The 26,765-nt window shown below is 66.2% G+C and carries 21 protein-coding genes; 10 read left to right on the top strand and 11 right to left on the bottom strand.

Annotation, left to right across the window (positions count from 1 at the left end):
- Window positions 1-243 precede the first annotated feature (243 nt).
- On the bottom strand, window positions 244-555 hold the full coding sequence (locus tag ASG25_RS12130; protein WP_062473845.1) for a DUF2849 domain-containing protein: 312 nt from the start codon (window positions 553-555) through the stop codon (window positions 244-246).
- A gap of 2 nt (window positions 556-557) precedes the next feature.
- Complete coding sequence (cysG, locus tag ASG25_RS12135; protein ID WP_062473847.1) at window positions 558-2,060, bottom strand: siroheme synthase CysG; 1,503 nt, start codon at window positions 2,058-2,060, stop codon at window positions 558-560.
- Window positions 2,061-2,283: 223 nt separating this feature from the next.
- On the opposite strand from cysG, the gene ASG25_RS12140 reads away from it, so the two are divergent.
- A complete protein-coding gene (locus ASG25_RS12140; RefSeq protein WP_062473850.1) occupies window positions 2,284-2,871 on the top strand; it encodes a nucleoside deaminase in 588 nt (195 codons plus the stop codon).
- Between the two features lie 134 nt (window positions 2,872-3,005).
- On the top strand, window positions 3,006-3,845 hold the full coding sequence (gene mazG / locus ASG25_RS12145) for a nucleoside triphosphate pyrophosphohydrolase (protein WP_062474554.1): 840 nt from the start codon (window positions 3,006-3,008) through the stop codon (window positions 3,843-3,845).
- A 1,022-nt stretch (window positions 3,846-4,867) separates the two neighbouring features.
- On the opposite strand, the gene cobT is transcribed toward mazG, so the two are convergent.
- Window positions 4,868-5,887, bottom strand: coding sequence for a nicotinate-nucleotide--dimethylbenzimidazole phosphoribosyltransferase (gene cobT, locus ASG25_RS12150; protein ID WP_062474556.1), 1,020 nt, complete (start codon window positions 5,885-5,887; stop codon window positions 4,868-4,870).
- A gap of 427 nt (window positions 5,888-6,314) precedes the next feature.
- Between cobT and ASG25_RS12155 the strand changes: the two genes are divergently transcribed.
- Genes ASG25_RS12155 through ASG25_RS12165 form a run of 3 tightly spaced genes read left to right on the top strand, consistent with a single transcriptional unit; the run spans window position 6,315 to window position 8,036 of the window.
- The gene (locus tag ASG25_RS12155) at window positions 6,315-7,070 is read left to right on the top strand and encodes an adenosylcobinamide-GDP ribazoletransferase (protein ID WP_062474558.1); all 756 of its coding nucleotides are present in this window, start codon (window positions 6,315-6,317) and stop codon (window positions 7,068-7,070) included.
- Window positions 7,071-7,110: 40 nt separating this feature from the next.
- Window positions 7,111-7,341 (top strand): DUF1289 domain-containing protein, encoded by a 231-nt coding sequence (locus ASG25_RS12160; RefSeq protein ID WP_062473852.1) that lies wholly within the window; start codon window positions 7,111-7,113, stop codon window positions 7,339-7,341.
- Window positions 7,338-8,036 (top strand): TIGR02281 family clan AA aspartic protease, encoded by a 699-nt coding sequence (locus ASG25_RS12165; protein WP_062473854.1) that lies wholly within the window; start codon window positions 7,338-7,340, stop codon window positions 8,034-8,036. The genes ASG25_RS12160 and ASG25_RS12165 overlap by 4 nt, the downstream gene beginning before the upstream one ends.
- Window positions 8,037-8,097: 61 nt before the next feature.
- Here the strand turns inward: ASG25_RS12165 and ASG25_RS12170 are convergent, their stop codons facing one another.
- The 3 genes from ASG25_RS12170 to ASG25_RS12180 all read right to left on the bottom strand — a co-directional run bounded on the left by ASG25_RS12170 (window position 8,098) and on the right by ASG25_RS12180 (window position 11,641).
- On the bottom strand, window positions 8,098-8,859 hold the full coding sequence (locus ASG25_RS12170; protein ID WP_062474560.1) for an ABC transporter permease: 762 nt from the start codon (window positions 8,857-8,859) through the stop codon (window positions 8,098-8,100).
- 14 nt (window positions 8,860-8,873) lie between these two features.
- Window positions 8,874-9,806 (bottom strand): ABC transporter ATP-binding protein, encoded by a 933-nt coding sequence (locus ASG25_RS12175; RefSeq protein WP_062473856.1) that lies wholly within the window; start codon window positions 9,804-9,806, stop codon window positions 8,874-8,876.
- A 476-nt stretch (window positions 9,807-10,282) separates the two neighbouring features.
- Window positions 10,283-11,641 carry an extensin family protein gene (locus ASG25_RS12180; protein WP_062473858.1) on the bottom strand — a complete coding sequence of 453 codons (1,359 nt, stop codon included), beginning with the start codon at window positions 11,639-11,641 and terminating at the stop codon, window positions 10,283-10,285.
- Window positions 11,642-12,165: 524 nt separating this feature from the next.
- Here ASG25_RS12180 and ASG25_RS12185 point away from each other — a divergent pair.
- Entirely contained in the window at window positions 12,166-12,378 is a 213-nt protein-coding gene (locus ASG25_RS12185; protein ID WP_062473860.1) for a hypothetical protein, read from the top strand.
- Between the two features lie 640 nt (window positions 12,379-13,018).
- On the opposite strand, the gene ASG25_RS12190 is transcribed toward ASG25_RS12185, so the two are convergent.
- On the bottom strand, window positions 13,019-14,920 hold the full coding sequence (locus ASG25_RS12190) for a methyl-accepting chemotaxis protein (RefSeq protein WP_082475805.1): 1,902 nt from the start codon (window positions 14,918-14,920) through the stop codon (window positions 13,019-13,021).
- 473 nt (window positions 14,921-15,393) lie between these two features.
- Between ASG25_RS12190 and ASG25_RS12195 the strand changes: the two genes are divergently transcribed.
- Window positions 15,394-15,774 carry an acyl-CoA thioesterase gene (locus ASG25_RS12195; RefSeq protein WP_062473862.1) on the top strand — a complete coding sequence of 127 codons (381 nt, stop codon included), beginning with the start codon at window positions 15,394-15,396 and terminating at the stop codon, window positions 15,772-15,774.
- A 26-nt stretch (window positions 15,775-15,800) separates the two neighbouring features.
- Here the strand turns inward: ASG25_RS12195 and ASG25_RS12200 are convergent, their stop codons facing one another.
- Both ASG25_RS12200 and ASG25_RS12205 read right to left on the bottom strand, forming a co-directional pair.
- Complete coding sequence (locus tag ASG25_RS12200; RefSeq protein WP_062473864.1) at window positions 15,801-16,346, bottom strand: cysteine hydrolase family protein; 546 nt, start codon at window positions 16,344-16,346, stop codon at window positions 15,801-15,803.
- Between the two features lie 377 nt (window positions 16,347-16,723).
- Window positions 16,724-18,544 (bottom strand): methyl-accepting chemotaxis protein, encoded by a 1,821-nt coding sequence (locus ASG25_RS12205; protein WP_062473866.1) that lies wholly within the window; start codon window positions 18,542-18,544, stop codon window positions 16,724-16,726.
- Between the two features lie 210 nt (window positions 18,545-18,754).
- Between ASG25_RS12205 and uvrB the strand changes: the two genes are divergently transcribed.
- Window positions 18,755-21,862, top strand: coding sequence for an excinuclease ABC subunit UvrB (gene uvrB, locus ASG25_RS12210; protein WP_062473868.1), 3,108 nt, complete (start codon window positions 18,755-18,757; stop codon window positions 21,860-21,862).
- Window positions 21,863-21,868: 6 nt separating this feature from the next.
- Here uvrB and ASG25_RS12215 read toward each other — a convergent pair whose 3' ends face one another.
- Window positions 21,869-23,776 carry an AAA family ATPase gene (locus ASG25_RS12215; protein WP_082480100.1) on the bottom strand — a complete coding sequence of 636 codons (1,908 nt, stop codon included), beginning with the start codon at window positions 23,774-23,776 and terminating at the stop codon, window positions 21,869-21,871.
- A gap of 176 nt (window positions 23,777-23,952) precedes the next feature.
- Between ASG25_RS12215 and ASG25_RS22290 the strand changes: the two genes are divergently transcribed.
- Both ASG25_RS22290 and ASG25_RS12225 read left to right on the top strand, forming a co-directional pair.
- On the top strand, window positions 23,953-24,483 hold the full coding sequence (locus ASG25_RS22290) for a nuclear transport factor 2 family protein (protein WP_082480101.1): 531 nt from the start codon (window positions 23,953-23,955) through the stop codon (window positions 24,481-24,483).
- Between the two features lie 723 nt (window positions 24,484-25,206).
- On the top strand, window positions 25,207-25,989 hold the full coding sequence (locus ASG25_RS12225; RefSeq protein WP_062473872.1) for a hypothetical protein: 783 nt from the start codon (window positions 25,207-25,209) through the stop codon (window positions 25,987-25,989).
- 154 nt (window positions 25,990-26,143) lie between these two features.
- Here ASG25_RS12225 and ASG25_RS12230 read toward each other — a convergent pair whose 3' ends face one another.
- A complete protein-coding gene (locus ASG25_RS12230; RefSeq protein WP_156466901.1) occupies window positions 26,144-26,719 on the bottom strand; it encodes a J domain-containing protein in 576 nt (191 codons plus the stop codon).
- Window positions 26,720-26,765 lie beyond the last annotated feature (46 nt).

A 26,765-nucleotide genomic window follows, 5' to 3' on the forward strand; every position in this document is an offset into this window, starting at 1 on the left:
CGTCGAGCCGTCGTCTCGTGCCAGCACGCCGGACGGGCACCGCCGGGCGCCGATCGTCCGGGTTTCCAACCTGGCAAGGATCGCGCCGGCTGCCTTCCGCTGCGCCATCCCGTCAACCGGAACCAACCCTTAAAACAGATCCGCCCCCGGATAAAGCAAGGCGGCGCTGTTTCCCTACGCGTCTCTTTCCTGCGCGGCTCGTTCCCCGCGCGTCTCGTCCCCGCGCATCTCTTCCGAGTGCGTCTAGGCCGCGCCCACCTGGTGCAGGCCCTTGTAGCCCGGCGCATAGTCCATCGTCGGCCCTTCCGCGCGGATCCGCTCGCGCAGGCGCGACGGACGCAGCACGCCGTCGATCTCCACGACCTCGATCACGTTGACGTCGACGACCTTGTTGTCGGCAAAGGCGGCCTTGCCCGCGGCTTCCAGCGCTGCCACCGCCTCGGCATGACGGGCGATGAAGGCATCCTGCAGGCTCTCGCCCCAGTTGCCGGACGCGTCCAGCCAGACGGAAATGCCGTCTTCCAGTCGGTTGGCCGTCAGGACCTTGTCAGTCATCGTCATGCTCCTTGCCCGTGATATCGCACGTCATTCTGGTCTTGCAGCTGCGCACCGTCTTTCCGCGCACCGTCTTTCCGCGGACCGTCTTGCGGCCTGTCGGAGGTCCGCCCGAGAGACAGCGGCTCGGACCGCTCGAAATTGGCGCCGGCCACGGCGTCCCCGATGATCACCATCACCGGGCCATCGAGATCGTCGCGGGTCTCCAGCCCCGGCAGTTCGCCGAGCGTGCCGTGCAGCAGCCGCCGATCGGCGCGGCTCGCATTTTCGACGACCGCCACCGTCGTGTCCCGGTGCAGCCCGGCGGCGATCAGCCGCGCGGCAACCGAGGCGGCGACCGTGCGCCCCAAATAGACGGAGATCGTCGCACCGGACACGGCGAGCCGGGCCCAGTCGGGCAGCACGTCGCCGGCAAGATCGTGGCCCGTCGTGAAGATCAGCGACGAGGCGACACCGCGCAGCGTCAGCGGCAGTTCGAAATCCGCAGCCGCGGCAAAGGCGGAGGTGATGCCCGGCACGATCTCGTAGCCGATGCCGGCCTCCCGCAGCGCTGCCATCTCCTCGCCCGCCCGTCCATAGACCAGCGGATCGCCGGATTTTAGCCGCACGACGCGCTTGCCCTCGCGGCCGAGCCGCACCAGGAGCGCGTTGATCTCGTCCTGTGATTTCGAATGGCAGCCCTTGCGTTTTCCCACCGACAGCCGCTCGGCATCGCGCCGGCCCATGTCGACGATCGCCTGCGGCACCAGCGCGTCGTAGACGAGCACGTCCGCTTCCATCATCACGCGCTGGGCGCGCAGCGTCAGAAGATCCTCGGCCCCCGGCCCCGCACCGACGAGATAGACGCGGCCCTCGACCGCGCTGCCCGCCTTCAGGAGCCGCGTCGCCTCGCGCCGCGCGGCCGACACGTCGTTGGCCGCCACATGCGCGGCGACCCCGCCGGTAAAGAACCGCTTCCAGAACTGGCGGCGCGGTGCACCGCGCGGCAAAAGCTTCTCGGCCGCGATCCGGTAGGACTGCGCCAGCGCCGCAAGGCTGCCGAGCGACGGCTGCAGCAACTGGTCGATCTGCGCGCGAATCATCTGGGCAAGGATCGGCCCTGCCCCTTCCGTGCCGATCGCCACGGCGACAGGCGCCCGGTTGACGAGCGCCGGCGTCAGGAAATCGCAATATTCCGGCTGGTCCACCGCGTTGGCGGGAATGCGCGCCGCCCGCGCCGCAGCCACGATCCGCCGGTCGTCTGCCGCATCGCCCGTCGCGGCGAACACGAGAACGGCCCCCTCGACCTGACCGGCATCAAACGGCGCAACCACGCGCGTGATGCCCTTGTCGGCCAGGAACCGCGCATACTCCGGCTCCGCATCATCGGCATAGGCGATGATGCGCGCCTGCGTGTTCAGAAGCAGGCGAACCTTGGCATAGGCCTCGTCGCCATTGCCGAACACCGCCACGCATTTCTGCGCAACGCGAAAAAAGGCCGGAAATACGGTCAGCTGTTCGCTCATGACGATGGGGGATCTATCCTTTCAGGGTTGACTAGGTATCGCCCATCCTAGCGGCAAACTGAAGAAACAGGAATCCGCAGGCCGGAGACCTTGCGTATTCTTTTCCTCATGGGGACGGCAATCGGAGCAAATGTGACCCGACCCGGCGGCGGTGCATTGCGCGCCGGCCGCAATGCCCGCTAGATACGGTCTGCACAACAGCCGCCCAGAAGGACCGTGCCCGATGTCCACCGATCCGCTCGCCGAACGCCTCCTCTCCGTGATCGAGAGCGACATCCTGCCGCTGACGGAAAAGGGCGTTGCCGCCGGCAACAAGGTCTTCGGCGCGGCCATCCTGCGCAAGTCCGACCTCTCCCTCGTCGTCGCCGAGACCAACAACGAGACCGAAAATCCGCTCTGGCACGGGGAAGTCCACACGCTGAAGCGCTTCTACGAGCTTCAGCCCGGCCTCGACACGAAGGACCTCATCTTCCTCTCCACCCACGAGCCCTGCTCCATGTGCCTCTCGGCCATCACCTGGGCAGGCTTCGACAATTTCTATTACTTCTTCAGCCACGAGGACAGTCGCGACAGTTTCGCCATCCCCCACGACCTCGTCATCCTGAAGGAGGTCTTCCGGCTCGAGCCCGGCGGCTATGCCCGCCAGAACGCCTTCTGGCGCTCGGCCGCCATCGCCGACCTCATCGCGACGGCCGAGGACGCCGATCGCCCCGCGCTGGAAGCCGCCGACGCCCGCATCCGCCGCCGCTACCAGGACCTCTCGAACGCCTACCAGTCCGGCAAGTCCGGCAACGCCATCCCGCTCGCCTGAGGCGTTCCGCGGCACTCCTGAGCCCGGCGTCGCCGGGCAATGCCGCGCGTTCCTGCTCTTGCCTTTCTCCCCTTGCCTTTCTCTCATTGCCTTCTGCCCAAACCGACACGGACATCCCCTTCATGACCGATCCGATCCAGCCGTCGCGCGACATCGCGCAGCTCCTCGACATCATGTCCGCCCTGCGCGCGCCGGAGACCGGCTGCCCCTGGGACATCGTCCAGACGTTCGAGACCATCAAGCCCTACACGATCGAGGAAGCCTACGAGGTCGCCGATGCGATCGAGCGCGCCGATATGGACGATCTCTGCGAGGAGCTCGGCGATCTTCTTCTGCAGGTGGTCTTCCATGCCCGCATGGCCGAGGAAGCCGGCGCGTTCGATTTCGGCAACGTGGTCGAGGCGGTCACCGCGAAAATGATCCGCCGCCATCCCCACGTCTTCGCCCGCTCCGCGGCCGACACGCCCGACGCCGTGAAGATCCAGTGGGATACGATCAAGCAGGCGGAAAAAGCCGAGCGCCGCGCCCGCCGCCTGCGCCGTGGCCTCGCCGACGACGCGACCGGCTTCCTCGACGGCGTCCAGCGCCACCAGCCGGCACTCAGCGAAGCCCTGAAACTCCAGCAGCGCGCCGCCAACGTCGGTTTCGACTGGGCGGAGCCCGCGCCCATCCTCGACAAGATCGAGGAGGAAATTGGCGAACTGCGCGAAGCGCTCCACAGCGGCGATCGGTCGAAGGTCGCGGACGAACTCGGCGACCTCGTCTTCGCCCTCGTCAACCTCGGCCGCCACACCGGCACCGATCCCGAAATGGCGCTCCGCGGCACCAACACCAAATTCCGCCGCCGCTTCCGCCACATCGAGACGGAACTTCAGACATCGGGCGAAACGCTGGAAGCTGCAACCCTTAACCGCATGGAAGCCCTCTGGCAGGACGCAAAGGCCATCGAACGGGCGCTGGCGGGACCCGCCTAGCCCGGCGAACCGTCACCGTCCGCGACCGCCCCTCATCCGCCTGCCGGCACCTTCTCCCCGCAGGCGGGGCGAAGGAACCCGAGGCACCGCCCCAGCCGCACATCAACCCGCTGCGCAGGCCACGTCCCCTCGCCCCGCAGGCGGGGAGAGGGTTAGGGTGAGGGGCAACCCCAACCACAACCATCAGCCAAGCCCGACAATCCCTCGCTCACGCCCGCACCGGAGCCGCCCCTCATCCGCCTGCCGGCACCTTCTCCCCGCAGGCGGGGCGAAGGGACCCGAGGCACCGCCCCCGCCACACATGGCCCCGACGCGCAGGCCACGTCCCCTCGCCCCGCGTGCCGGGAGAGGGTTAGGGTGAGGGGCAACCCCAACCAGAGCCGTCAGCCAAGCCCGACAATCCCTCGCTCACGCCCCCACCGGAGCCGCCCCTCATCCGCCTGCCGGCACCTTCTCCCCGCAGGCGGGGCGAAGGGACCCGAGGCACCGCCCCAGCCGCACATGGACCCGACGCAGCCTCACGTGGACCCGCTCCGCAGGCCACGTCCCCTCGCCCCGCGTGCSGGGAGAGGGTTAGGGTGAGGGGCAACCCCAACCACAACCATCAGCCAAGCCCGAAATTTCCCCCATCACGGGCACACTGGAGACGCCCCTCATCCGCCTGCCGGCACCTTCTCCCCGCTTGCGGGGCGAAGGGACACGAGGCACCGCCCCAGCCGCACATCAACCCGGCGCGCAGGCCACGTCCCCTCGCCCCGCGTGCGGGGAGAGGGTTAGGGTGAGGGGCAACCCCAACCACAACCATCAGGCAAGCCCGACAATTTCATAATCACGCCCGCACCGGATCCGCCCCTCATCCGCCTGCCGGCACCTTCTCCCCGCTGGCGGGGCGAAGGGACTCGAGGCACCGCCCCAGCCTCACATCGCCCCGGCGCGCAAGCCACGTCCCCTCGCCCCGCGTGCGGGGAGAGGGTTAGGGTGAGGGGCAACCCCAACCAGAACCATCGGCATCAAACCGCGCCTTACTCCGTCCGGCCGCTCACGCCCGCCTGCTCGAACGTCGCCATGCCGGAATGGCAGGCAGCGGCGGCCTTGACGATGCCGGCGGCGAGGGCGGCGCCCGTGCCTTCGCCGAGCCGCATGCCAAGCGCCAGCAGCGGGGTCTTGCCCAGCTGCTCGATGGCCGCCATGTGGCCGGGTTCGGCCGAGACGTGGCCGATCAGGCAATGGTCGAGGGCTGCGGGATTGGCGGCCTTGAGAATGGCGCCGGCCGCGGTCGCGACATAGCCGTCGAGGATCACGGGGATCTTCTGCATGCGGGCGGCGAGGATCGCGCCGGCCATGGCCGCCACTTCGCGTCCGCCGAGGCGCCGCAGCACCTCCAGCGGATCGGAGAGATGGTCGCCATGGAGGGTGACGGCGGCTTCCACGGCGGCGATCTTGCGCTCGAGCAGATCGCCATGCGAGCCCGTGCCCGGGCCGACCCAATCGCGCGCCGTGCCGCCGTAGAGCGCGAGATTGATGGCCGCGGCGATCGTCGTGTTGCCGATTCCCATCTCGCCGATGCAGAGCAGATCCGTGCCGCCGGCCACCGCTTCCATGCCGAAGGCCATGGTGGCGGCGCAGTCGCGCTCCGTCAGCGCCGCGTCCTGGGTGATGTCGGCGGTGGGATAGTCGAGCGCGAGGTCGAACACTTTCAGCCCGAGATCGTGGGTCACGCAGATCTGGTTGATGGCGGCGCCGCCGGCCGCGAAGTTCTCCACCATCTGCGCCGTCACCGAGGGCGGATAGGGGGTGATGCCCTGCGCGGCCACGCCGTGATTGCCGGCGAAGATCGCAACCAGCGGCCGCGTCACGGCGGGTGCCCGCCCCTGCCACGCCGCCAGCCAGAAGGCGATCTCCTCCAGCCGTCCCAGCGCGCCGGCCGGCTTGGTCAGTTGCGCGTCGCGGGCGCGCGCCGCCGCAAGAGCGCCCGAATCGGGGCCCGGCAGCTGCCGCAGGAGCGTGCGAAAATCATCGAACGGAAGACCGCTGGCACTCATCTGGCTCATCCTTTTCTCCGGCCTCCGTATCGGCCGGTTTTCGGGCTGCCGGGCAGCCGCGCCTCTGGCCGGATCTCCGGCCCGTCCCGCGCCGATGCCGCCCGGCTTTGATCGGCGGGCAGGCAGCGACGCGGCATCTCGTCTCGCGCCCTCTTACTGCATCGCTTTGCAAATCGGAATCGATTTAAGGATAAATCATGCAGGAGAGAGACGCCGTTCCGCGCAGCCCGAGATGCCCGCCGGGACGCCCGTCGCGGCGGATCACGGGACGGTTTCCGGCCGCCGCACGCCCGACCCGGCGGCTTGTCGGGACCGAAAAGACCATAAAATCGCGAAACAGACGCGGAACCAGACGCTGCGACCCGCAACCCCGACAGAGGAGACCGCCCGCGTGACGAACCCAGCAAGCACCTTTCTCACCGACACGATGCGCGCCCTCGCTTTTCTCAGCCGGCTGCGCGTGCCCGCGCGCTTCTTCGACGGCGACGACGGACGCATGGGCCGCACGGTCCGCGCCTTCCCCGTGGCCGGCCTCGTCATTGCCGTTCCCGCGGGTCTTGTCTTCGCCCTTGCGCTGGCGCTCGATGCCGATCCGCTGCTCGGCGCCCTGCTGGCTCTCGGCGTGCAGGCGCTCGTCACCGGCGCGCTGCACGAGGATGGGCTGGCGGATGCGGCGGACGGGCTCGGCGGCGGTCGCAACCGCGGCCATGCGCTCGAGATCATGAAGGACAGCCGCGTCGGCACCTACGGCGTCATCGCGCTCGTCCTCACGTTGGCGCTGCGGGCAGTCGCCATCGCCGATCTGGCCGACAGCCTGTCGACTGCCGGATGCGCGCTCGCCCTCCTTGCCGTGGCCGCGCTCAGCCGGGCGGGCATGGTCTGGCACTGGTCGCTGCTGCCGCCGGCGCGCGAGACCGGCGTCGCCGCCGGGGCCGGACAGCCGTTGCCCTCCGCCGTCACGATGGCGCTCGCCTGCGGCGTCGTGCTCTCGGCCATCGGCCTCCTCTTGGCCGGCGTTCCCCTCACCGCCGCGCTCCTCGCCTTTGCGAGCTTTGCCGCCACCGTTCCGCTCTGGACAAGATATGTCCGGCGGAGCCTGTCGGGCCATACGGGCGACACAATCGGAGCCACACAACAGCTGGCGGAAACAGCCCTCTTCGTCGCTCTTGCGCTCTTTGCGTGAGACGTCGATAGTCACAGACCATTCCCCGCTCGGACTCTCCATGGAATCACCCTGCACTTCCGTCTGCTCCATCGATATCGCCACCGGCTTCTGTCGCGGGTGCGGGCGGACCGGCGACGAGATCGCGTCTTGGACGCTCTATAGCGACCGCGAACGCCGGCACATCATGAGCGGCCTGCACATCCGCATCGGCGCGCTCGGCGCCGCACACCGCCCGGACGCACGCGGCCCCCGCCGCGACCGCATGCCGCGGGAGCGCGCCAAACGATGAACAGGCTGACCGTCGCGCTCGGCATTCTCGGCCTCGGGCTCGTCCTTCTGCTTGTCAACCAGGGCAGCGGCCGCACGCTCGGCCTCGACAATGACAGCTTTGCGAGCCTGGTCGGCATGACGGCCCTGCTCACGGTCTTCGCCGCCGGCGTCTGGCGCAGCCGCAACCTCAGCGAAAGCGTGCGGCAGTTCGCGCTGTGGGTGCTGATCTTCCTCGCCGTCGTCACGGCCTATCTCTATCGCGGCGAGCTCGAAGCCTATTGGGCGCGCCTGTCCGGCGGCCTGATGCCCGGCCGCGCCGCCGTCTTCACCGACAATGAAGGCTATCAGGAAGTGGTGCTGCATAAGGTGATGAACGGCCATTTCGAGGCGAACGTCGCCATCAACGGCGCGAGCGTCCAGATGCTGGTCGACACCGGGGCGAGCACCGTCGCCCTGTCCTATGCCGACGCGAAGAGCCTCGGTCTCGACCCCGACAGCCTCGCCTTCACCCAGCGCCTGATGACCGCCAACGGCGAAGCCCGCGGCGCCCCGGTCACGCTGGCCGAAGTCGCCATCGGCCCCATCGTCCGCACCGACGTCCGCGCCACGGTTGCCGAAGACGGCAAGCTCGACCAGAGCCTGCTCGGCATGAGCTTCCTCTCGACCCTCGACATGATGCAGATGAAGACCGACGAGCTGCGGTTGCGGGACTAGTCCGCGCTCTCCGTAGAGCGCCGCGTCTGTTGTCCCTCACGCCCCTGGCCGCACCGCCGGTTCAGTTCCGCAGCCGATAGCCCGTGCGGAAAATCCAGACCAGCAGTCCCATCAGCACGCCCAGGAACGCAAGGATGATGACGAAGCTGACGACCGGGTTGACCTCGGAGATCTCGAAGAAGGACCAGCGGAATCCGGAGATGAGGTAGAGCACCGGGTTGGCATGGCTGACGGCCTGCCAGAAAGGCGGCAGCATCGACACGGAGTAGAAACTTCCCCCGAGAAAGACGAGCGGCGGGATGACCAGCATGGGGATGAGATTGAGCTGCTCGAAATCCTTCGCCCAGATGCCGATAAGGAAGCCGAACAGCGAAAAGGTCACCGCCGTCAGCACGAAGAACACCAGCATCACGAAGGGGTGCGCGATGTGGAGGTCGACGAAGAGCGAGGCCGTGGCGAGGATGATCAGCCCGATCATCATGCCCTTGGTCGCGGCCGCCCCGACATAGCCGAGCACGATTTCGGCCATCGAGATCGGCGAGGACAGGATTTCGTAGATCGTGCCGGTAAATTTCGGAAAGTAGATGCCGAAGGAGCCGTTGCCGATGCACTGCGTCAGCAGCGTCAGCATGATCAGCCCGGGCGTGATGAACGCCCCGTAGGAGACACCCTCGATCTCCTGGATGCGCGAGCCCACCGCCGCGCCGAAGACGATGAAATAGAGAGAGGTGGAAATGACGGGCGACACCACGCTCTGCAGCAGCGTGCGCCGCGTGCGCGCCATTTCAAACAGGTAGATCGCCTTGACCGCCTGGAAATTCATGCCCGCGCCAAAGCTCATGCCCGCTTCTCCACCAGTTCCACGAAGATGTCCTCGAGCGTGCTCTGCCGCGTCGAGATGTCCTTGATCCGCAAGCCCGCTTCGGCAACCGCCGCCAGAAGCGTCGTGATGCCCGTGCGCCCGCTCGCCGCGTCGTAGTCGTAGACCAGCCGCGCGCCTGCGTCCTCCAGCACCAGTCCGTAGGGCTCGAGCCCCCGCGGAAGCCCCGCGTCAAGGATCGGCTCGGACAGTTCGATGCGCAGCTGCTTGCGGCCGAGCGTCTTCATCAGCGCGCTCTTCTCCTCGATCAGGAGGATCTCGCCGCCGTTGATCACGCCCACCCGGTCGGCGATCTCCTCGGCCTCCTCGATGTAGTGCGTGGTCAGGATGATCGTCACGCCGCCCTCGCGCAATGTCTGAACGACCTTCCACATGTCCTTGCGAAGATTCACATCCACCCCGGCGGTGGGTTCGTCGAGAAACAGGATGCGCGGCTCGTGCGAGAGCGCCTTGGCGATCAGCACGCGCCGCTTCATGCCGCCCGAAAGCTCGCGCAGCATGTTGTCCTTCTTGTCCCACAGCGACAGGTCGCGCAGCACCTTCTCGATATGCGCCGGATTGGCCTTCTTGCCGTGCAGCCCGCGCGAGAACGACACCGTGTTCCACACCGTCTCGAACTGGTCGGTGGTCAGCTCCTGCGGCACCAGCCCGATGATCGAGCGCGTGGCGCGAAAATCCTTGACGACGTCGTGCCCGTTGACGTGCACGCTGCCGGAGCTCGGATTGACGATGCCGCAGATGATGGAGATCAGCGTCGTCTTGCCGGCGCCGTTCGGTCCGAGCAGCGCCAGGATTTCGCCTTCCTCGATCTCGAGGCTGACGCCTTTCAGCGCCTGGAACCCCGACCCATAGGTCTTGACGAGGTTGGAAACGGTGACGATGGGCGCCATGGGATCATCCGGAATGAGGGGGACGGGATGCCTTATATGGCATCCCCCGGCCGAAAGTCACCCGACCTTCGCACGTCCGCCGCGCTGTGCGCGCGCGCAGCGTCCCGCCGGCTGCCTCCCGCTGCCGGGGCCGACCTTCGACGAGGCTACCGTCATCGTCGGCCGACTGTCATCAATCCTTCGCCGGAATCACGCATGCTCACCGGGCACAACAGGCGCGGCCGCACCGCCCGCCGTCGTGATTTGCACCGATCGGCTGGCAGTCCCCTCCGCCGGTTCTTTCAAGGCCGGCGCCCGACGCAAGACGGGCGACCGGCCTTCTTTTTGCGCGTCCCGCTGTCCGCTGCCGCACGAGAGTGCGCGCCTCTCCGGCCGCATGCATGTCGCCCGAAACTGTGCAGCGGTTTCGGGAAACGACCTGCATCCAAACGAGACTTGAAAGCGCATTGCGTGAACCCTTTTTCACGCACCGCGCTTCAGTCGCAGTGCCGGTAGCCCGATTTCCGCTCCCGCAGATCGAAGTGGAAATGGTCCTTGTGGAACGGATCGCTGCCCGGCCCGAGCACCGTGTTGAAGTATTTGCAGCTGTCCTGCCGCACGGCCTTCAGCAGGCCCTTTTCGCGGAAGGCGAAGAAGCCGGGCTTGCGCACGTCGATCGCCTTGCCGTTCTTCAGCACGAACTTGCCGACGTCGATCGCGTTGCCATGCGCGTGTTCCGACATGGCGGCGCCGCGGCGTGAGTTCATCGTCCGGCAGGAATAGCCGCCGAGCGGCTTGATGGTGCCGATGCCGCTGAGATAGCGATAGCGCGCCGAGGGCGCGAGCTCGTTCTTGACCCAGAGGGCGAACGCCTCGGTCACCTCGCAGTTCAGCTTCACCGCCGGCTTGACCGCGATGCCGCCGGACAGGCCGGAAAGCTGGATCGGGTGGTCGATGCCGCAGGAGGGGCCGTTGGAGATCCGCGGCACGTCGGCAAAGGTCACGCCGAGCTTCGTCAGCCGCTGGCGGCAGGCGACCTCCGACGCGGGCATCCGCCCGCCGACATCAGGCCCGGGCATCCGCCCGCCGACATCCGGCTCGGGCATCCGCCCGCCGACATCAGGCCCGGGCATTCGCCCGCCGACATCGGGCTCGGGCATCCGCCCGCCAACGTCGGGCTCGGACATCGCACCGACCGGATGGCCGCCCCGCGGCAGGAACGCCACCTGCTCCTCGCGTCGCCTGTCACGCCGCTCCCGCATCGTGCGCTGTTCCTGCTCCAGGAACTGGGCCTTGCGCCGTTCCTCCATCGCCATCCGCTCGGGCGTCAGCGGCGGCAGGTCCGGATCGGCCTTGACTGCCGCCGCCGATGCGGCACCGGCCGTCGTTTCCCCTGCCGGAACGGACAGGACGTGCACGCTGTTCGTGCCGATGCCGTCGACCAGCACCGGCCCGGCAGACGCCGTCTGATAGGGATAGCCGGATGAACCGGCATGGATGTCGCGGCTCTGCTCCTCGGCAAGCCCGACCACGCCGCCAGCCGGAAGCCCACCTCCAGATGGAAGGCCCCCTCCAGACGGAAGGCTATTGCCGGCCGTCACCATGCCGTCGATATCGACCCCTTCGGCCGGGATCGGCGAGGCGGATGCGGCCACCGGGTCACGCGCCGTGCCCGCCGGCCGGGCCTCGCGGTCCGGCTGCATCCGGGCCGCAGGCCGAACGCCGCTCATGCGCTCGGACGGCTCGAGGGCATCCGTCGAACAGGCCGCCATGGTCAGTGTCAGCGCCAGCATCGGCCCGACCGACAGCAGCGACCGACGCAAGACGGAGCGGGAAGACGGGAAGGAAGGGGCCATGCGGATGTCGCCTTTTCGAACGGAACCGGTTGCCGCAGATCGCCCGGAAGCCGGAAAGCCTCGCTCGACCCGAAAGCCTCGGGCTACCGGGCCTGTCGACCCGACGAGAGGCTGTCTGCGCACGGTCGAGACTGCACGCCGTCTTCGGCGATGTGCGGGCATGCAGCGCACGCGGGTGCCCATCTCCCGAGTTTAGGCGAGCATGGTAAATGAATGGTTACATCTGTCCGGTTTCGCACCAGCCGTCGCCGTTGCTTCCGGGCCCGGAAATCGCTATCATCAGGCTCGGGTGCGCAGAATGGCACCGGCGCAGCGGGTGTACGCAGCAGCAAGCGGGTGCAGGCACCCGCGATGGGATGACCGGACGGTTCAAGGGGGCTTGGAACCGACGGTGCGAGAGAGCTTCCAGACGTTTTGAAGTTGCGGGATGTCGCCTGAAAAGCGCGATCGGACCCGGAAACCGGATCGTTACGGAGCTGGCCGGCCAGGGGGCAGGCATCGACAGGCCGGGAGGAGGGCCGCGCATGAAGTGTCAGGCAGAGACCACCGCATCCGACGCAACCGCCGCCTTGGCGGTCCATGTCGTCGCCGATCGCGACGAATGGAACGTCGTCATCGTCGAAAACGGCACCGAACGCCACCAATCCTTCGTCCAGCACGATTGGGCGCTCAGCTATGCCCGCGGCCAGCGCGTCCGCCTGGGCCTGCCCGCCGACCCGAAACCCGCAACCGCCTGACCTGCAACCACCTGACCCGGAACCGCCAGACCCGCAGCGGATCGACCCGCAACGGATAGGGCACACGCCCACCTCGGGCGCACCACGAGTCCCTTCTCCCCGCGAGCGGGGAGAAGATGCCGGCAGGCAGATGAGGGGCTCTCGCGAAAGCCAGCGCCACCAGCATCACCCTGCCGATCGCGCGAAACCCCGACCCGCAGATCCGCGCGTCCGCGATGGCGTCACTGCGTGCTCTGACGGATCGAGCACTCGCCGCACCTCGCGCGCGCCACGAGTCCCTTCTCCCCGCAAGCGGGGAGAAGATGCCGGCAGGCAGATGAGGGGCTCTCGCGAAAGCCAGCGCCACCAGCACCACCCTGCTGATCGCGCGAAACCCCGACCCGCAGATCCGCGCGTCCGCGATGGCGTCACTGCGCGCTCTGACGGATCGAGCACTCGCCCACCTCGCGCGCCACGAGTCCCTTCTCCCCGCAAGCGGGGAGAAGATGCCGGCAGGCAGATGAGGGGCTTTCGCGAAAGCCAGCGTCGCCAGCATCACCCTGCTGATCGCGCGAAACCCGGACCCGCAGATCCGCGCGTCCACGATGCCGTCACTGCGCGCCGAGCAGGACCAGAGCACGCGCCCCCGTCAGGACAAGCGTCACGCAGCCCGAGCGGTCCGCGGCGAACGCCTGTGTCCAAAGCCCTGCCCGTCCCCCTGCCCAAAGCCCTGCATTTGGCCCTGCCCGCCGATCCCGGCCGTGCCCAGCCGGAACTGTTCCACCAGCGCCATCAGGGCATCCGCCTCGGTCGCCAGCGCGCCGCTCGCCGCGGTGGTCTCGGCCACCATGGCCGCGTTCTGCTGGGTCATCTGGTCCATCTGGTTGACGGAGGTGTTGACCTCGCTGAGGGCCGAGGATTGGTCGCTGCTGGCGGTGGCGATCATGTCCACATGGTCGCTGATCACGGAAATCTTGGCGCTGATGGCCGAGAGCACCGCGCCGGCCTGCGTCACGAGGCGGGAGCCCGCGCCCACCTCCTTGGTCGAGGTGTCGATCAGCGTCTTGATCTGGCGGGCGGCGTCCGCCGAGCGCTGCGCCAGTTCCCGCACCTCCTGCGCCACCACGGCAAAGCCCTTGCCCGCATCGCCGGCCCGCGCCGCCTCGATGCCCGCATTGAGCGCGAGCAGGTTGGTCTGGAAGGCGATGTCGTCGATCACGGAAATGATCTGCTCGATCTCCTGCGACGCCGCCTCGATCCGGCCCATCGCCGCCACCGCGCTCGTCACCACATGGTGCTGATCGTCGGCGCTCTGCTTGGTGTCGCGCACGAGGCCGTTGGCTTCGGCCGCCCGCCCCGCAGAGGCCCTGACGGTCACCGTGATCTCTTCCACAGCCGCGGCCGTCTGCTCCAGCGAGGCGGCCTGCGCCTCGGTGCGGCGGGAGAGATCGTCGGCCGAGCCGTGCAGCCGGCCGCCATTGTCCTGGATCGCGATCACGCTCTGGCGGATCCCGCCCAGCGTCTCGTCGAGCCGGGCGATGGAGCCGTTGAAGTCCTGCCGCAGCGTCTCCAGCCGGCCGGTGAACGGGGTGTCGATGGTCTGCGTCAGGTCGCCGCGCGCCAGCCGGTCGAGCCCGGCGCCGAGTGCGGTCACGGCCCGCTCGATCTCCGCCTCCGTCGCCCGGCGCTCGGCATCGCGCGTTGCACGCTCCTCGTCGGTCAGCGCCCGCTCGGCCGCGTTGTCCGCTTCCATCTGGCGACGCGACAGCGCGGTGTCGCGAAACACGGCAAGCGCCCGGGCGATCGCGCCGAATTCGTCCCGGCGCGCGGCATAGGGAACATGGGCGTCGAGATCGCCCCTGGAAATCGCCGCCACGGACCCGGTCAGGATCGACATCGGGCGCATGGTCCGGCGGATCGCGAGCGTCGCCACGATGCCCATCAGCACCAGCACACCGGCACCCGTCGCCAGCGACAGCATCAGCAATTCGTGGATCTTGGCGAAATAGACCTCCATCGGGATGCCGATGAAGATCACCCCGACGACGGCGCCCGCAGCTGAGGTCACCGGCACGTAGCCGGTCATGTAATCCCGCCCGAACAGCACGGCCTGGCCGAAATAGGCCTGGTTACGCGCCAGGGCCGCCTGCGCCGGATGCGCGGGTGCGAGCTTGGTGCCCACGGCGCGCGCGCCCGTCTCCGTCTTCACATTGGTGGAGATCCGGACGTAGTCGGCGCCCTGCTTGGCAAAGATCGTGGCGACGCCGCCGATCGTCTCGGCCGTGCGGTCCACGAGATCATGATCGGCGATCGCGGGCATGGCCTCCGCCCGGATGTCCGCCAGTTGGCCGTCCTTGAGGGTCATGCGGATCCCCGGCGCCGTCACGGCATAGAGCACGGCCATGGCGCGGCTCGCGTCGCGCGCATCCACATCCGCATTGGCCATCACATGGGCGCTCAGCCGCACATGCATGGCCGCGACCAGCGTGGCGAGACCGAGACAGACGAGGGTGAGCGTGATCGCGACATTGCGCTGAACGACGGACAGGGAAAGTGGACGCATGCGGCGCTCCTTCAAGGATGCAGAGCACGGGACGCGCGACGACGCCGCCCGACAGGGCGGTCGCCGGCCGGATCATCGCTCTGGCAGGACTGGGGATCGACGCCGAACGCGCACGAACATGGGCTGGACCGTGCCGTCAAAGGTTTAAGAAAAACCTGCCGTTCAACCCCAAGATTAATGCATGTCGCGCGAAAGTGCGCAGCGGTTTCAGGAAACGACATCCATCACAACAAGACCTTAAGCGCGTTGCGTGACTCCATTTTTACGCAACGCGCTTGAGGAAGCGTCGCCTCACGCAGACAGGCAAACCACGCAGACAGGCAAACCGCCGACGGCGCGTCGACAGGTCGACGGCGACCAGTGGCGGCTTTGCACCTTTCCAGCCTGTGGGGGGATGACGAACGCGCACAACCGCGATAGCACGGGGCTTGCCACCGGCGCTCCCGGCGGCGCTGCAACAGCCGGAGAAGGCCATGACGACGCCCAGCGGTGAACTGACCTTGCGAACCCTTGCCATGCCGGCCGATGCCAATGCCGCCGGGGATATCTTCGGCGGCTGGGTCATGGCCCAGATGGACCTGTCCTGCGGCATCCGCGCCGCCGAGCGCGCCCGCGGCCGGGTCGTCACCGCCGCCGTGCGCGAGATGGCCTTCGCTTTGCCGGTCAAGATCGGCGACACCCTGTGCATCTACACCGACATCGCCGCCGTCGGCCGCACGTCCATCACGCTGAAGGTCGAGGCCTGGGCGCAGCGCTACCTTTCCGACCGCATGGAAAAGGTGACCGACGCCATCTTCGTCATGGTCGCCCTCGATGCCGACGGCCACCCGACGCCGGTTCCGGGCGAGCGCTGAACGGCGCCCTCCCGGCCAGACGCCCGTTATCGCGCGAGATAGTCCTCGGTCGAGACGACCTCGCCATAGGCGAAGGCCAGCGCCGACATGAAGGCCGCGTGCACCGTGCCGGCGGGCACGGTCTCGCCTTTGAACGCCAGATCGCGCGTGGCGCAGGCATCCTCCACGATGGTCGTCCGCAAGCCGAGATCGGCGGCCGCCCGGGCGGTCGCATCGATGCACATATGGCTCATGGCGCCGATCACGGTGACGTCGTCCACCCCGGCGGATGCGAGCATCCCGGCGAGCGGGGTCTCCCGGAACGCGTTGGGGAAGCGCTTGGTCACGATCGCCTCGCCCGCCTGCGGCGCCATCGCGGCCATGATCTCCGCCCCTTGCGTGCCGACGGCGAAGAACGGGCCGTCGGCCGGGCTTTCGTGGCGGACATGGACGACCAGGTCGCCGGCGCGGCGCGCGGCCTCGACCACACGGGCCGCCTTGGCGACGGCGGCGTCGATGCCGGAAAGCGGAAACCGGCCGTCCGTGCGATAGTCGTTCTGCAGGTCGACGATGATGATGGCGCGCTTGCTCATGGAGTGTCCTTTCGAGGTCCTGTCGTGTCTTGCCCGCGTCCGCCCCGCGTTCCCCCGTCATAGCAGGGCCATTCCGCCACCCGCAACCTGCCTTCCACCCTGTCGTCATCGCGGCCCCGGCCTCGCGCCCGCCGATCGATAGCGCCCGGCACACCCGCCCCGCGCCCGCACCTAAAGCGCGTTGCGGGATAAAGGATCGACGCAACGCGCTTTACGGTCTTGTTGTGATGCGTATCGTTTCCCGAAACCGCTGCTCACTTGTCGGCGACATGCACGAACGGTCCGCAGACATAAGTAAAGGGCGCTGCCTGGCGCAGCGCCCCTCAAAGGCCGGGTGCGGCGATTCGGCGCTTCGACGGTTCGGCGGGTCGAGCGGCTCAGGCCGCCCGCCGCGCCTGCCCGTCGCCGCCGGCGCTTCCGCCGCTGAGGTGGAAGGTCTGCAGCAGGTCCTTCAGCGTGCGGCTTTCCTGCGCCAGCGTCTGGCTCGAGGCCGTGGTCTCCTCGACCATGGCCGCGTTCTGCTGCGTCATCTGGTCCATGCTGTTGACGGCGACGTTGACCTCCTGCAGGCCGGTGGCCTGTTCGCGGGCGGAGGTGGCGATCGAGACGACATGGTCGTTGACGCCGTTGACGAGCGTTTCGATCTCCATCAGCGCGTCGCCCGTCGAGCGGACCAGCGTGACGCCGGTTTCCACCTCGCTGGTCGAGGTGCGGATCAGGTCCTTGATCTCCTTGGCCGCCTGGGCCGAGCGCTGGGCAAGTTCGCGCACCTCCTGCGCCACGACCGCAAAGCCGCGCCCCGCCTCGCCGGCCCGCGCCGCCTCGACGCCGGCATTCAGCGCCAGCAGGTTGGTCTGGAAGGCGATCTCGTCGATCACGCCGATGATCTGGCCGATGCGGGCCGAGGAGTTCTCGATCCGGCTCATGGCCGCGATCGCGCTGCGCACGATCCCGCCCGATCGCTCCGCGCTGGACTTGGTTTCAGCCACCATGGTTCGCGCCTCGCCGGCCCGCTCGGACGCCTGGCGCACCGTGGCGGTGATCTGATCGAGCGCCGCCGCCGTTTCCTCCAGGGCCGCCGCCTGCTGTTCCGTGCGCCGCGACAGGTTGCTCGAGGCCGCGGAAATGTCGCCGGCGCTGCCGTGGACGACGTCGGTGGAGCGGGCGATCGACCGGATCGCGTCGGACAGCGCCGCGATGGACAGGTTGAAGTCGTCGCGCAGCTTGGAATAGTCCGGCGCGATCGCGCCGATCGTCACGGTCAGGTCACCCCCCGCCAGCGCTTCGAGCGCCTCGCCGACGATGCCGATCGCCTCCGCCTGCTCGTGGGCCTGGCGGGCGGCGCGGATCTCGTTGGTCCGCCGCTCGCTGTCGATCTCGCTCTGCCGGATCGCCACGCGCTCCCGCAGCGCGATCCGGTCGACCACGCTGTCGCGCAACACGGTGAGCGCGCCCGCCATCTGCCCGATCTCGTCGCCGCGATCCGCCTCCGGCACGGGCGACGACACGTCTTCCCGGGCAATTGCCGTCATCGCCCCCTTCAGCCGGTCGATCGGCCGGACGACGCTGCGCACGACGGCAAAAGCCACGCCGAGAATGACAAGACCGGCAACGCCGGTAATGACGGCAAGCGCGATGAGGCCCCGCCAGAACAGCGTGTTGAGATCGTCCTCGTAGCTGCCGGTGCTGACGACCCAGCCCCAGGGTGCAAAGCCGGCGGTGTGGGTGAATTTCCGCAAGGGCACGGTGCTGCCCGGCTTCGGCCAGGAATAGGCCACGAAGCCCTGCCCCTGCGCCTTCACCTGGTCGGCGAACAGCTGCAGGATGGCGACGCCGTTCGCGTCCTTGAGGCCGCTCTGGTCCTTGCCGTCCAGTTCGGGCTTGATCGGATGCATGATCATGCGGCTCGTCATGTCGCTGACGACGAGGTAGCCGCTGCCCTGGAACCGCATGGCGCGGACCGCATCGAGCGCCGCGGCCTGCGCGGCCGCCTTCGTCAGCGTGCCCGCCTGCTCCAGCGTGTGATAATGGCTGAAGATGCCGAGCGCGCTTTCGTCCACCGCGGCCAGCAGTGCCTTGCGCTCGTCGACCAGCCGCGCATGCGACTGGAACAGCGAATAGGTCATGGCCCCCGCCATGACGATCAGCGCCATTCCCACCAGTCCGTACAATCGCACGGAGATTTTATACTGTTTCATGACATGCCCCCTGTTGCGCTCTTGTTGCGCCCCTGTTTCGTTGGCGTTGCCAACCCCGCAACAGTGCCCATATATTTCTTTCCAATATATGAGCATCCTCTCAGATAGACGGTTTCGCCCGGGACGTTGCCGGGTCGCGGCGGGGGCGATCCGTACACGATGCGTTCTTCTCCCCTTTTCTTTCCGCCAGACTCTCTCCATATTTCCGGCATGGCCAGATCTCCGAAGAAAACCGCAGCGTCCTCCCGTGAACCCACCGGATTCGAGGAGGCGCCCCAGGCGCCGTTCGACGGCGCGCCGCTGTCCGGCGAGCTGTCCGGCCCCCTGGGCGGTTCCGTGTCCGACTGGGTCCGGCAGCTCGAGGCGGAGGCCGAGGCGTCCTCCCACGAGACGCGCCGCGATGTCGCGTCGAAGGCCGGCAAGCACCGCAAGCAGGTGGAGATCGCCGCCGCGAAGGCGAAGGCGAAACCCGTCGAGCCCGCCCTCTCCCCCAAGGCATCGAGATCCGCGCGCGGCACCTCCATGGGCGGCGCCAGCGATCCGAAATCGCGCGCCGCGGCCGGCCTGCCCGCCGTGTCCGGCATGGATATCTCGCTGGAAGAGTCCGCCACGCTCGCGCCCGGCGCGGTCACCGCCACCGTGGATGCGCTGGCGCAGCTGATCGAAAGCGGCAACCCGCTGTTCAAGGACGGCAAGATGTGGACGCCGCACCGTCCCGCCCGCCCGACCAAGTCCGAAGGCGGCATCCATATCGAGATGGTCAGCGAGTACCAGCCGGCCGGCGACCAGCCGACGGCCATCAAGGATCTCGTGGAAGGCCTCAACAGCGGCGAGCGCAGCCAGGTCCTGCTCGGCGTCACCGGCTCGGGCAAGACCTTCACCATGGCCAAGGTGATCGAGGCCACCCAGCGCCCCGCCGTCATTCTCGCGCCCAACAAGACGCTGGCGGCGCAGCTCTATTCCGAGTTCAAGAACTTCTTTCCGAACAATGCGGTGGAGTATTTCGTCTCCTACTACGACTATTACCAGCCGGAAGCCTATGTGCCGCGCTCGGATACGTTCATCGAGAAGGAAAGCTCGATCAACGAACAGATCGACCGCATGCGCCACTCCGCCACGCGCTCTCTGCTGGAGCGTGACGACGTCATCATCGTCGCCTCGGTGTCCTGCATCTACGGTATCGGCTCGGTGGAAACCTACACGGCCATGGCGTTCCAGATGTCGGTCGGCGACCGCCTCGACCAGCGCCAGCTGCTGGCCGACCTCGTCGCCCAGCAGTACAAGCGCCGCGACATGGATTTCCAGCGCGGCAGTTTCCGGGTGCGCGGCGACACGATCGAGCTCTTCCCCGCCCACCTGGAGGATGCCGCCTGGCGCATCTCCATGTTCGGCGACGAGATCGACGCGATCACCGAATTCGATCCCCTGACCGGCACCAAGACCGGCGACCTGCGATCGGTCAAGATCTACGCCAACAGCCACTATGTGACGCCGCGCCCGACGCTGAACGCCGCCATCAAGTCGATCAAGGAGGAGCTGAAGCTGCGCCTCGCCGAGCTTGAGAAGGCCGGACGCCTCCTGGAAGCCCAGCGGCTGGAACAGCGCACCCGCTACGACATCGAGATGCTGGAGGCGACGGGCTCCTGCGCCGGCATCGAGAACTATTCCCGCTACCTGACCGGCCGCCGCCCCGGCGAGCCGCCGCCGACCCTGTTCGAATACATTCCCGACAATGCCCTGCTGTTCATCGACGAAAGCCACGTCTCCGTCAGCCAGATCGGCGGCATGTACCGGGGCGACTTCCGGCGAAAGGCGACGCTGGCCGAATACGGCTTCCGCCTGCCCTCCTGCATGGACAACCGGCCGCTGCGCTTCGAGGAATGGGACGCCATGCGCCCCAACACCATCGCCGTGTCGGCGACGCCCGGCGCCTGGGAGATGGACCAGTCCGGCGGCGTCTTCGCCGAGCAGGTCATCCGCCCCACCGGCCTGATCGACCCGCCGGTGGAGGTGCGCCCGGCAAAAAGCCAGGTGGACGACGTGCTGGGCGAGATCCGCGAGACCGCCGCCAAGGGCTATCGCACGCTCTGCACCGTGCTGACCAAGCGCATGGCGGAAGACCTGACCGAATATCTGCACGAGCAGAACATCCGCGTCCGCTACATGCATTCCGACATCGACACGCTGGAGCGCATCGAGATCATCCGCGATCTGCGTCTGGGAGCTTTCGACGTGCTCGTCGGCATCAACCTCTTGCGCGAAGGCCTCGACATTCCCGAATGCGGCTTCGTCGCCATCCTCGATGCCGACAAGGAAGGCTTCCTGCGCTCGGAAACCTCGCTGGTGCAGACCATCGGCCGCGCGGCGCGAAACGTCGACGGCAAGGTCGTGCTCTATGCCGACAAGGTCACCGGCTCGATGCAGCGCGCCATGGACGAGACCGCCCGCCGCCGCGAAAAGCAGATGGCCTACAACGAGGCCCACGGCATCACCCCGGAATCGGTCAAGGCCAAGATCTCCGACATTCTCGACAGTGTCTACGAGCGCGACCATGTCCGCGCCGACATCGGCGGCGCCACCGGCAAGGGCTTTGCCTCCGGCGGCCATATGGTCGGCAACAACCTCGCCGCCCATCTCGAAGCGCTGGAAAAGCAGATGCGCAACGCCGCGACCGATCTCGACTTCGAGACCGCTGCTCGCCTGCGCGACGAGATCAAGCGCCTCAAGGCCACCGAACTCGCCACCATGGACGACCCGATGGCGCGGCAGGAGGCCAAATCTCAGGAAGGCTTCGTCAGCAAGGCCGACCAGAAGGCCGCCAAGGCCCGGGATGCCGCGAAAAGCCAGGAAGTCGCCACGGGCAAATCGAAAGCCGCGCGAAATGCAGAGACGACCGCCGACGAGGACGCAGAAGGCGCCACGCTCGCCGGTCCTTCTCCCCGCGCGCGGGGAGAAGGTGCCCGCAGGGCGGATGAGGGGCAACCTCAACCCGCACCCTCCCTCTTCCGCCAGAACAGCCTCGACGACATGGGCCCCGGCACCGACACCGAACGCCCGCTCTTCCGCCGCAACGACCTCGACGAAATGACCGTCGGCCGGACCGAAAAGCCGGTCAACGGCCCCCTCCCGGTCAAGCCCGACGCGGCCAAGGCCACGAAACGCTTCTCACCGCTGACCGAAGGCCAGCCCGAACGCGCCACCGACGACCCGCGCCCGCTGGTGCGCGCAAAAGCGGGCGTCGGCAGCTATGAGGATGCCGGGGATGTGAAGCGGCAGAAGGGCCGGACGAAAGGGAAGACGGGGCGGCCGGGGCGGTAGACGCAGTTACACAGCTATTCTACTGCGAACCGTTTTTATTAGCTGACTAAGCATAGTAAATTCGTGTCCCCTATCAATCGCTGTCTTGAGAAAGGCTTGGACAACAGCGGGAGTCTTCACCACCTCTCTCGCCGACACCTCGAATGCGGCACTAACTTCTCCTATAATTGCTTTGTATTCTTCCTTTAAAAGGGATTTTACATACGACTCCAAATTTCCATCGAAGCAACAAAACTCGCTAAATACACCAACCGGAAAGTCTTCAATGTTCTGAGATCTGCATATAGTTTGCAGCACCCGGTTTCTTTTCACCGAATCCTTACATGTCCTCGCGGATTTATCATTGTCAAAAACCGTATATACTGGAATTCCGAGCGCGCGGAAAGCGAACAGTGGCTTATCAAGTTTAGTTTTCCCATCGACGGGTATGATCGATATACCGTCGCGATACGGATCGTATCCAAGATGAAGAAACATTCCCTCAAGGATTGCCTTATCCGACACCCCTTCAACCAGTATTATCTGGTCAGCAAAAAATCCTTCCGAAACTTCTCGACTAAAAATATGTAGACCAGCAGAAAATGCTTCGTCGGAGAGGGCTATATCCGACCCGACCAGCGCAGCCATACCACTGCTAAATTGCGCGATGGACAAAGCCTTAACAAGAGTTACGTATGAATCACCGACCGGTCTTTTCGAGATCAGGCGTACTTTGTCGATGTCACGCAGTCGGACGAATTTTTCTGAATGCGTAGCAAATATTATTTGTATCCTGATCCCGGATACTATACTAAAGCCGCTGCATATTTCCTTAAAAGCATCATAGAATAATGACTGCTTCAACGGATGCTGATATATCTCCGGCTCTTCAATTAGAAGAATGATATCACTCTGCGCCTCTTTAAAGACATGGCCGTCACTCCCCTTCTCAGTCTGCTCTTCGGCTAGAAATTGAACAAGAGAGAAGAATATAGCTCTCTGAAGTCCATGCCCTACTTGAGAGACGTCAACCTTGAGGCCCCGATGAAGGACACTTATGAGAGGGCTGGGAAATGTGACCGTGAGCTCATTTGCTTTGTTAAGGTCTGCGATGAGCCCTGTATCTGAGTAGTATCGCCCCACCGTTTGTGTAAGTCGATCACTTATCCCTGATAATTGAGGTACCGTTGAAGGATCGGTAAGCTCCGCAATTTTGTTGTTTGATTGCGCTACAAAATCGCTAAAGTCTTTGCGGTTTTCGAACGTCTGGCGAACAATTTCATTTAGTAGACCAATGATGGGACTTTTTTTAGAGTCGGTTGCTTCCTCTGTTGCCTCTTTTACTGCAGGAACGGTCCGGACGGAAGTTTTCTTCTTTAGTTTTCCATTCGCTACATTTCTTGCTCCGAAAAAACCGCGGACACGAGTACTTTGCAGTTGATCCGGGTTGTTGGCCTCCCAATTTCGCAATTCAACGTCCATCTCCTCCCCAGTTGCCGCCGAGATCTCCGGATACTGTTTACGCAGTCCCGCGAATATGGTCCTCCTCTTCGTTCCGTTTTGCTCGCTTCGAAACTCTTCGAACACTTGATTAACGCGTGCAAACACGAAGTAATCGCCTGTTTCAGCACGTGGACCGCCAAATTCTCGTGCAATTACCAAGAACCCATCGGTAACCGCAGTTTTAAACTCATCTGCCTCGGCCGCAGTCAAATTCCCAAACTTTACTGCGATCTCGATGGTCCTAGAAGTATCATGCATCAGATGGTCTGACTGAGATATCCTAGGGGACGCTTCAAAGAATAGATCTATCGCCCTTAAGACAGTTGACTTTCCCGCATTATTTGGTCCTACTAAAGAATTAAAGTTTGTGAAGTCGACTTCAAGCTTTTCAATCGATCTGTAATTTTTAATTTCAATTCGTGAGATCTGCATGGGGACACCTCAAAAAATTCTCCGTCGGTTAGCCTAGCGATACGTATTTAGTATGCAACCCTAGATCATAGTCGTACATATGTTAGTCAATATTTGGTACGTAGCTCTCACCTCCCCCCGGAACAACCCACCCATCATCCAGTTCCCCTCCTGAGCCCAAACCTCAGGAGCGCCCCATGACAGCCCTTGCAGACACCTTCATCTCCGCCCTTCATCGCCTCGAATCCGATCGGGATGTCGAGACCATTGCAAAACTGTTTGCCGATGATGCCAGCGTGTCCAATCCGCTGGTGTCCTATGATGATGGCGGGCCGGATGCGGCGAAGACGTTCTGGTCGCATTACCGCGATGCCTTCGACGAGATTTCGTCGGAATTCCGCGCCGTGACGGAGACGGACGGCGTTGCCTTTCTCGAATGGCGCAGCCGCGGCACGATGTCCGGCGAGACCTTCGATTATGGCGGCGTCAGCGTGCTGGAAGAGGCGGACGGCCGGATCTCCTCGTTCCGCACCTATTTCGACAGCGCCCAGATCCCGCATGCCAAGGTTGAGGGCGGAGACGCCACCGGTGCGGGACCGTCCGGTCGCTCGGCGACGTCAGGCGGCAAACCGGAGATTTCGCTGACGGGGAACACCAAAGGCGAAGACGATCTGGACCGCGCCCAGCGCGAGGCCGCCGAGCAGCGCGCCAAGGGTGGCTACAGCTGAGGTTTCGGCCCGCCCCACGATGCTGAAACCTCTTTGAAAACAAAGCGGCGGGCCGGTCAGCGCCTGCCGCTGTGCCGATCCGGGCGGGCCTTGCCCCGCCTGTCGATCCCCGGCGGCCCCGCGTTCGCCGCGCGCAGCCGCACATTTTTTGGCACGCCGCTTTCCCCGCCGGCATGAGCGCCCCGCATACTGGCCGCGTTCCGCTCTCGGATACACCGGCAGGCGTGCCGGCGAGGCGGAGCCGGCTGTGGGGCGGGTGGAACGACGTGCGCCTCCCGCATCACGGTTCGCATCACGACCTCCCCCCGAGGCGCCGGCGCACCGCGCAAGCGATGCACCAGAACGGTTCGGGTTTGCCTTTGCGGCACGGAGCGTCGTTTCACGCGCCCTTTGGGCGCGCCGGGACGACGGCAGAGAGGCACGTGCGGGCAGAAACCGCCGAACGGGGCGCCGGAAGGTGTCATTCTACATTCATGTCAACGCGGCAGCTTCCAGCGCCCCGTCCGAACCTCGGCCCTCAAGGGCCGAACACGATCGATGCGCCATACCGCGAGGCCGAACCGCCTGCGTGAAGGAGACCGCATGTCCCGACGCCCCCGACGGCCCGCAGCCCGGCGAACCGCCCGGCGAAACGCCCGCCCATTTTTCCCGCCTTCCGCGCCTCACGACATGCCGGCCAACCCGACAGCCGCGCCGTATGCCGATCACGCGCCGACAAACGGTATGTCCCTCGACGTCAGCTGGCCCTTTGCCTGCTACGCGGGAAACCGGGAGGAGATCCCCGACCTTGCCGACGCAAAGCCAGCTGCCCCAAAACGTGACGACTCCAAGCCTGCCGGGCCCCATCCCGCTGGCCGCAGTGACGCGGAGCCTGGTCCCGCCGCACCGGATATCACCGGACGGGACCCCGCCGATCTTGCCTCCAGCCGCGCCGGCGGTGAGACCGCCGGCCATGAAACGGGCACCCTCGACACCGGACGCTGCGATACCGGACGCCATGACACCCCCGGCAGCGACGAGACCGGGCCTCCCGCGCCGCCCGAATCTGCACCTCCTGTCCCCGCGCGTCCCGCGCCATCCCGCCCGTTCGAGCCGCGCAGCCGCGTTTGCGCGACCGCCGACATGCTGTTCACCCAGGCCCTGCTCTGCGACCGCGCCCGCTGCCGCCGGCACCGGTGCTGCAGCCTTCCCGGCGCGACGCCGCACGATCCGGCCCGCGGCGTCCATCAGGCCGAGATGGTCCTGCCCCGCTGCCTCGCCGGCATGCCGCGCGATCTCGTCGAGGGCTTTCTCGTGATTCTCGCCTTGTCGGTTGAGGTCGAAGCCCTTCTGGCGCCGGGCGCGCTGAAGGAGATGGGCCGTCTCCTCGGCAGCGATCCGATGGACACCGACATCCGCGCCGCCCTCGCCGTCGCCCGATCCTGCCTCCCCCGCGGCCACCCGCTCAAAGCGGAATTCCAAGATTTCTGGCGCCGCGAATCCGCCCGGGACGAGGAGGTGTGGTGAGAGGTCGGCAGCCGGCACGCGGGTCTGACGGTGCAGAAAGCAGCGCGCAGAGCGAGGCCCGGACAGGATGGCGACGCCGACCTAACACCACCGGTCCCGCCATCCTGCATGCCGAAACTCAACCGCCAGTGGCGGGCGGCCGAAAACCGGCGTCCTATTCCGCCGCTTCGTCGCGTTCCTCGCCGCGCAGCGATTCCAGCTCGTAGCGATAGGCTTCCAGCATCAGATAGGCCTGTTCGATCACCTCGATCTGGCCTTCGGCGGTCTTGATCGCATCGGCGATGGATTGGGAGCGCGCGCGCAGCATGGAGCCGAGCACATCGGCGTCCGGGCGGCGGCCGAGGCGGTCCATGTGCTGGCGGACACGGGTGCGGTGGCGTTCGAGCTCGAGAATATGGAACCGGCTTTTCACGATATCGTCGGACAGCCGGCGGCGCATGGCGGCCACCGGGTCGAAGCTGCCGGGTTCGCGCTCGTCGAGGATCACCTCGTTGACCAGCGTCTCGATCACCAGCAGGCCCTTGAGGTCGCGCGGGTCGGCGAGCTGCGGATCATAGCCGGTATCGTCGAAGATCTTTCGCCGCACCGGGTCGCGCAACAGGTCGTAGGCGGCCTGCAGCTGGCCGAAGACCGCGCCGTCGCCGCCCTGGTCGGGATGCGCCGTCTTGGCCACCTGGCGATAGGCGGCCTTGATCGCGGCCTCGTCGGCGTCGCGCTCCACGCCCAGCATCGCATAGGGATCGATCACCTTGCCCCCGTTCCTTTCGCCGCAGCCG

Origin of the sequence: Rhizobium sp. Leaf384 (assembly GCF_001424065.1) — a bacterium.
Lineage (GTDB): Bacteria > Pseudomonadota > Alphaproteobacteria > Rhizobiales > Rhizobiaceae > Ferranicluibacter.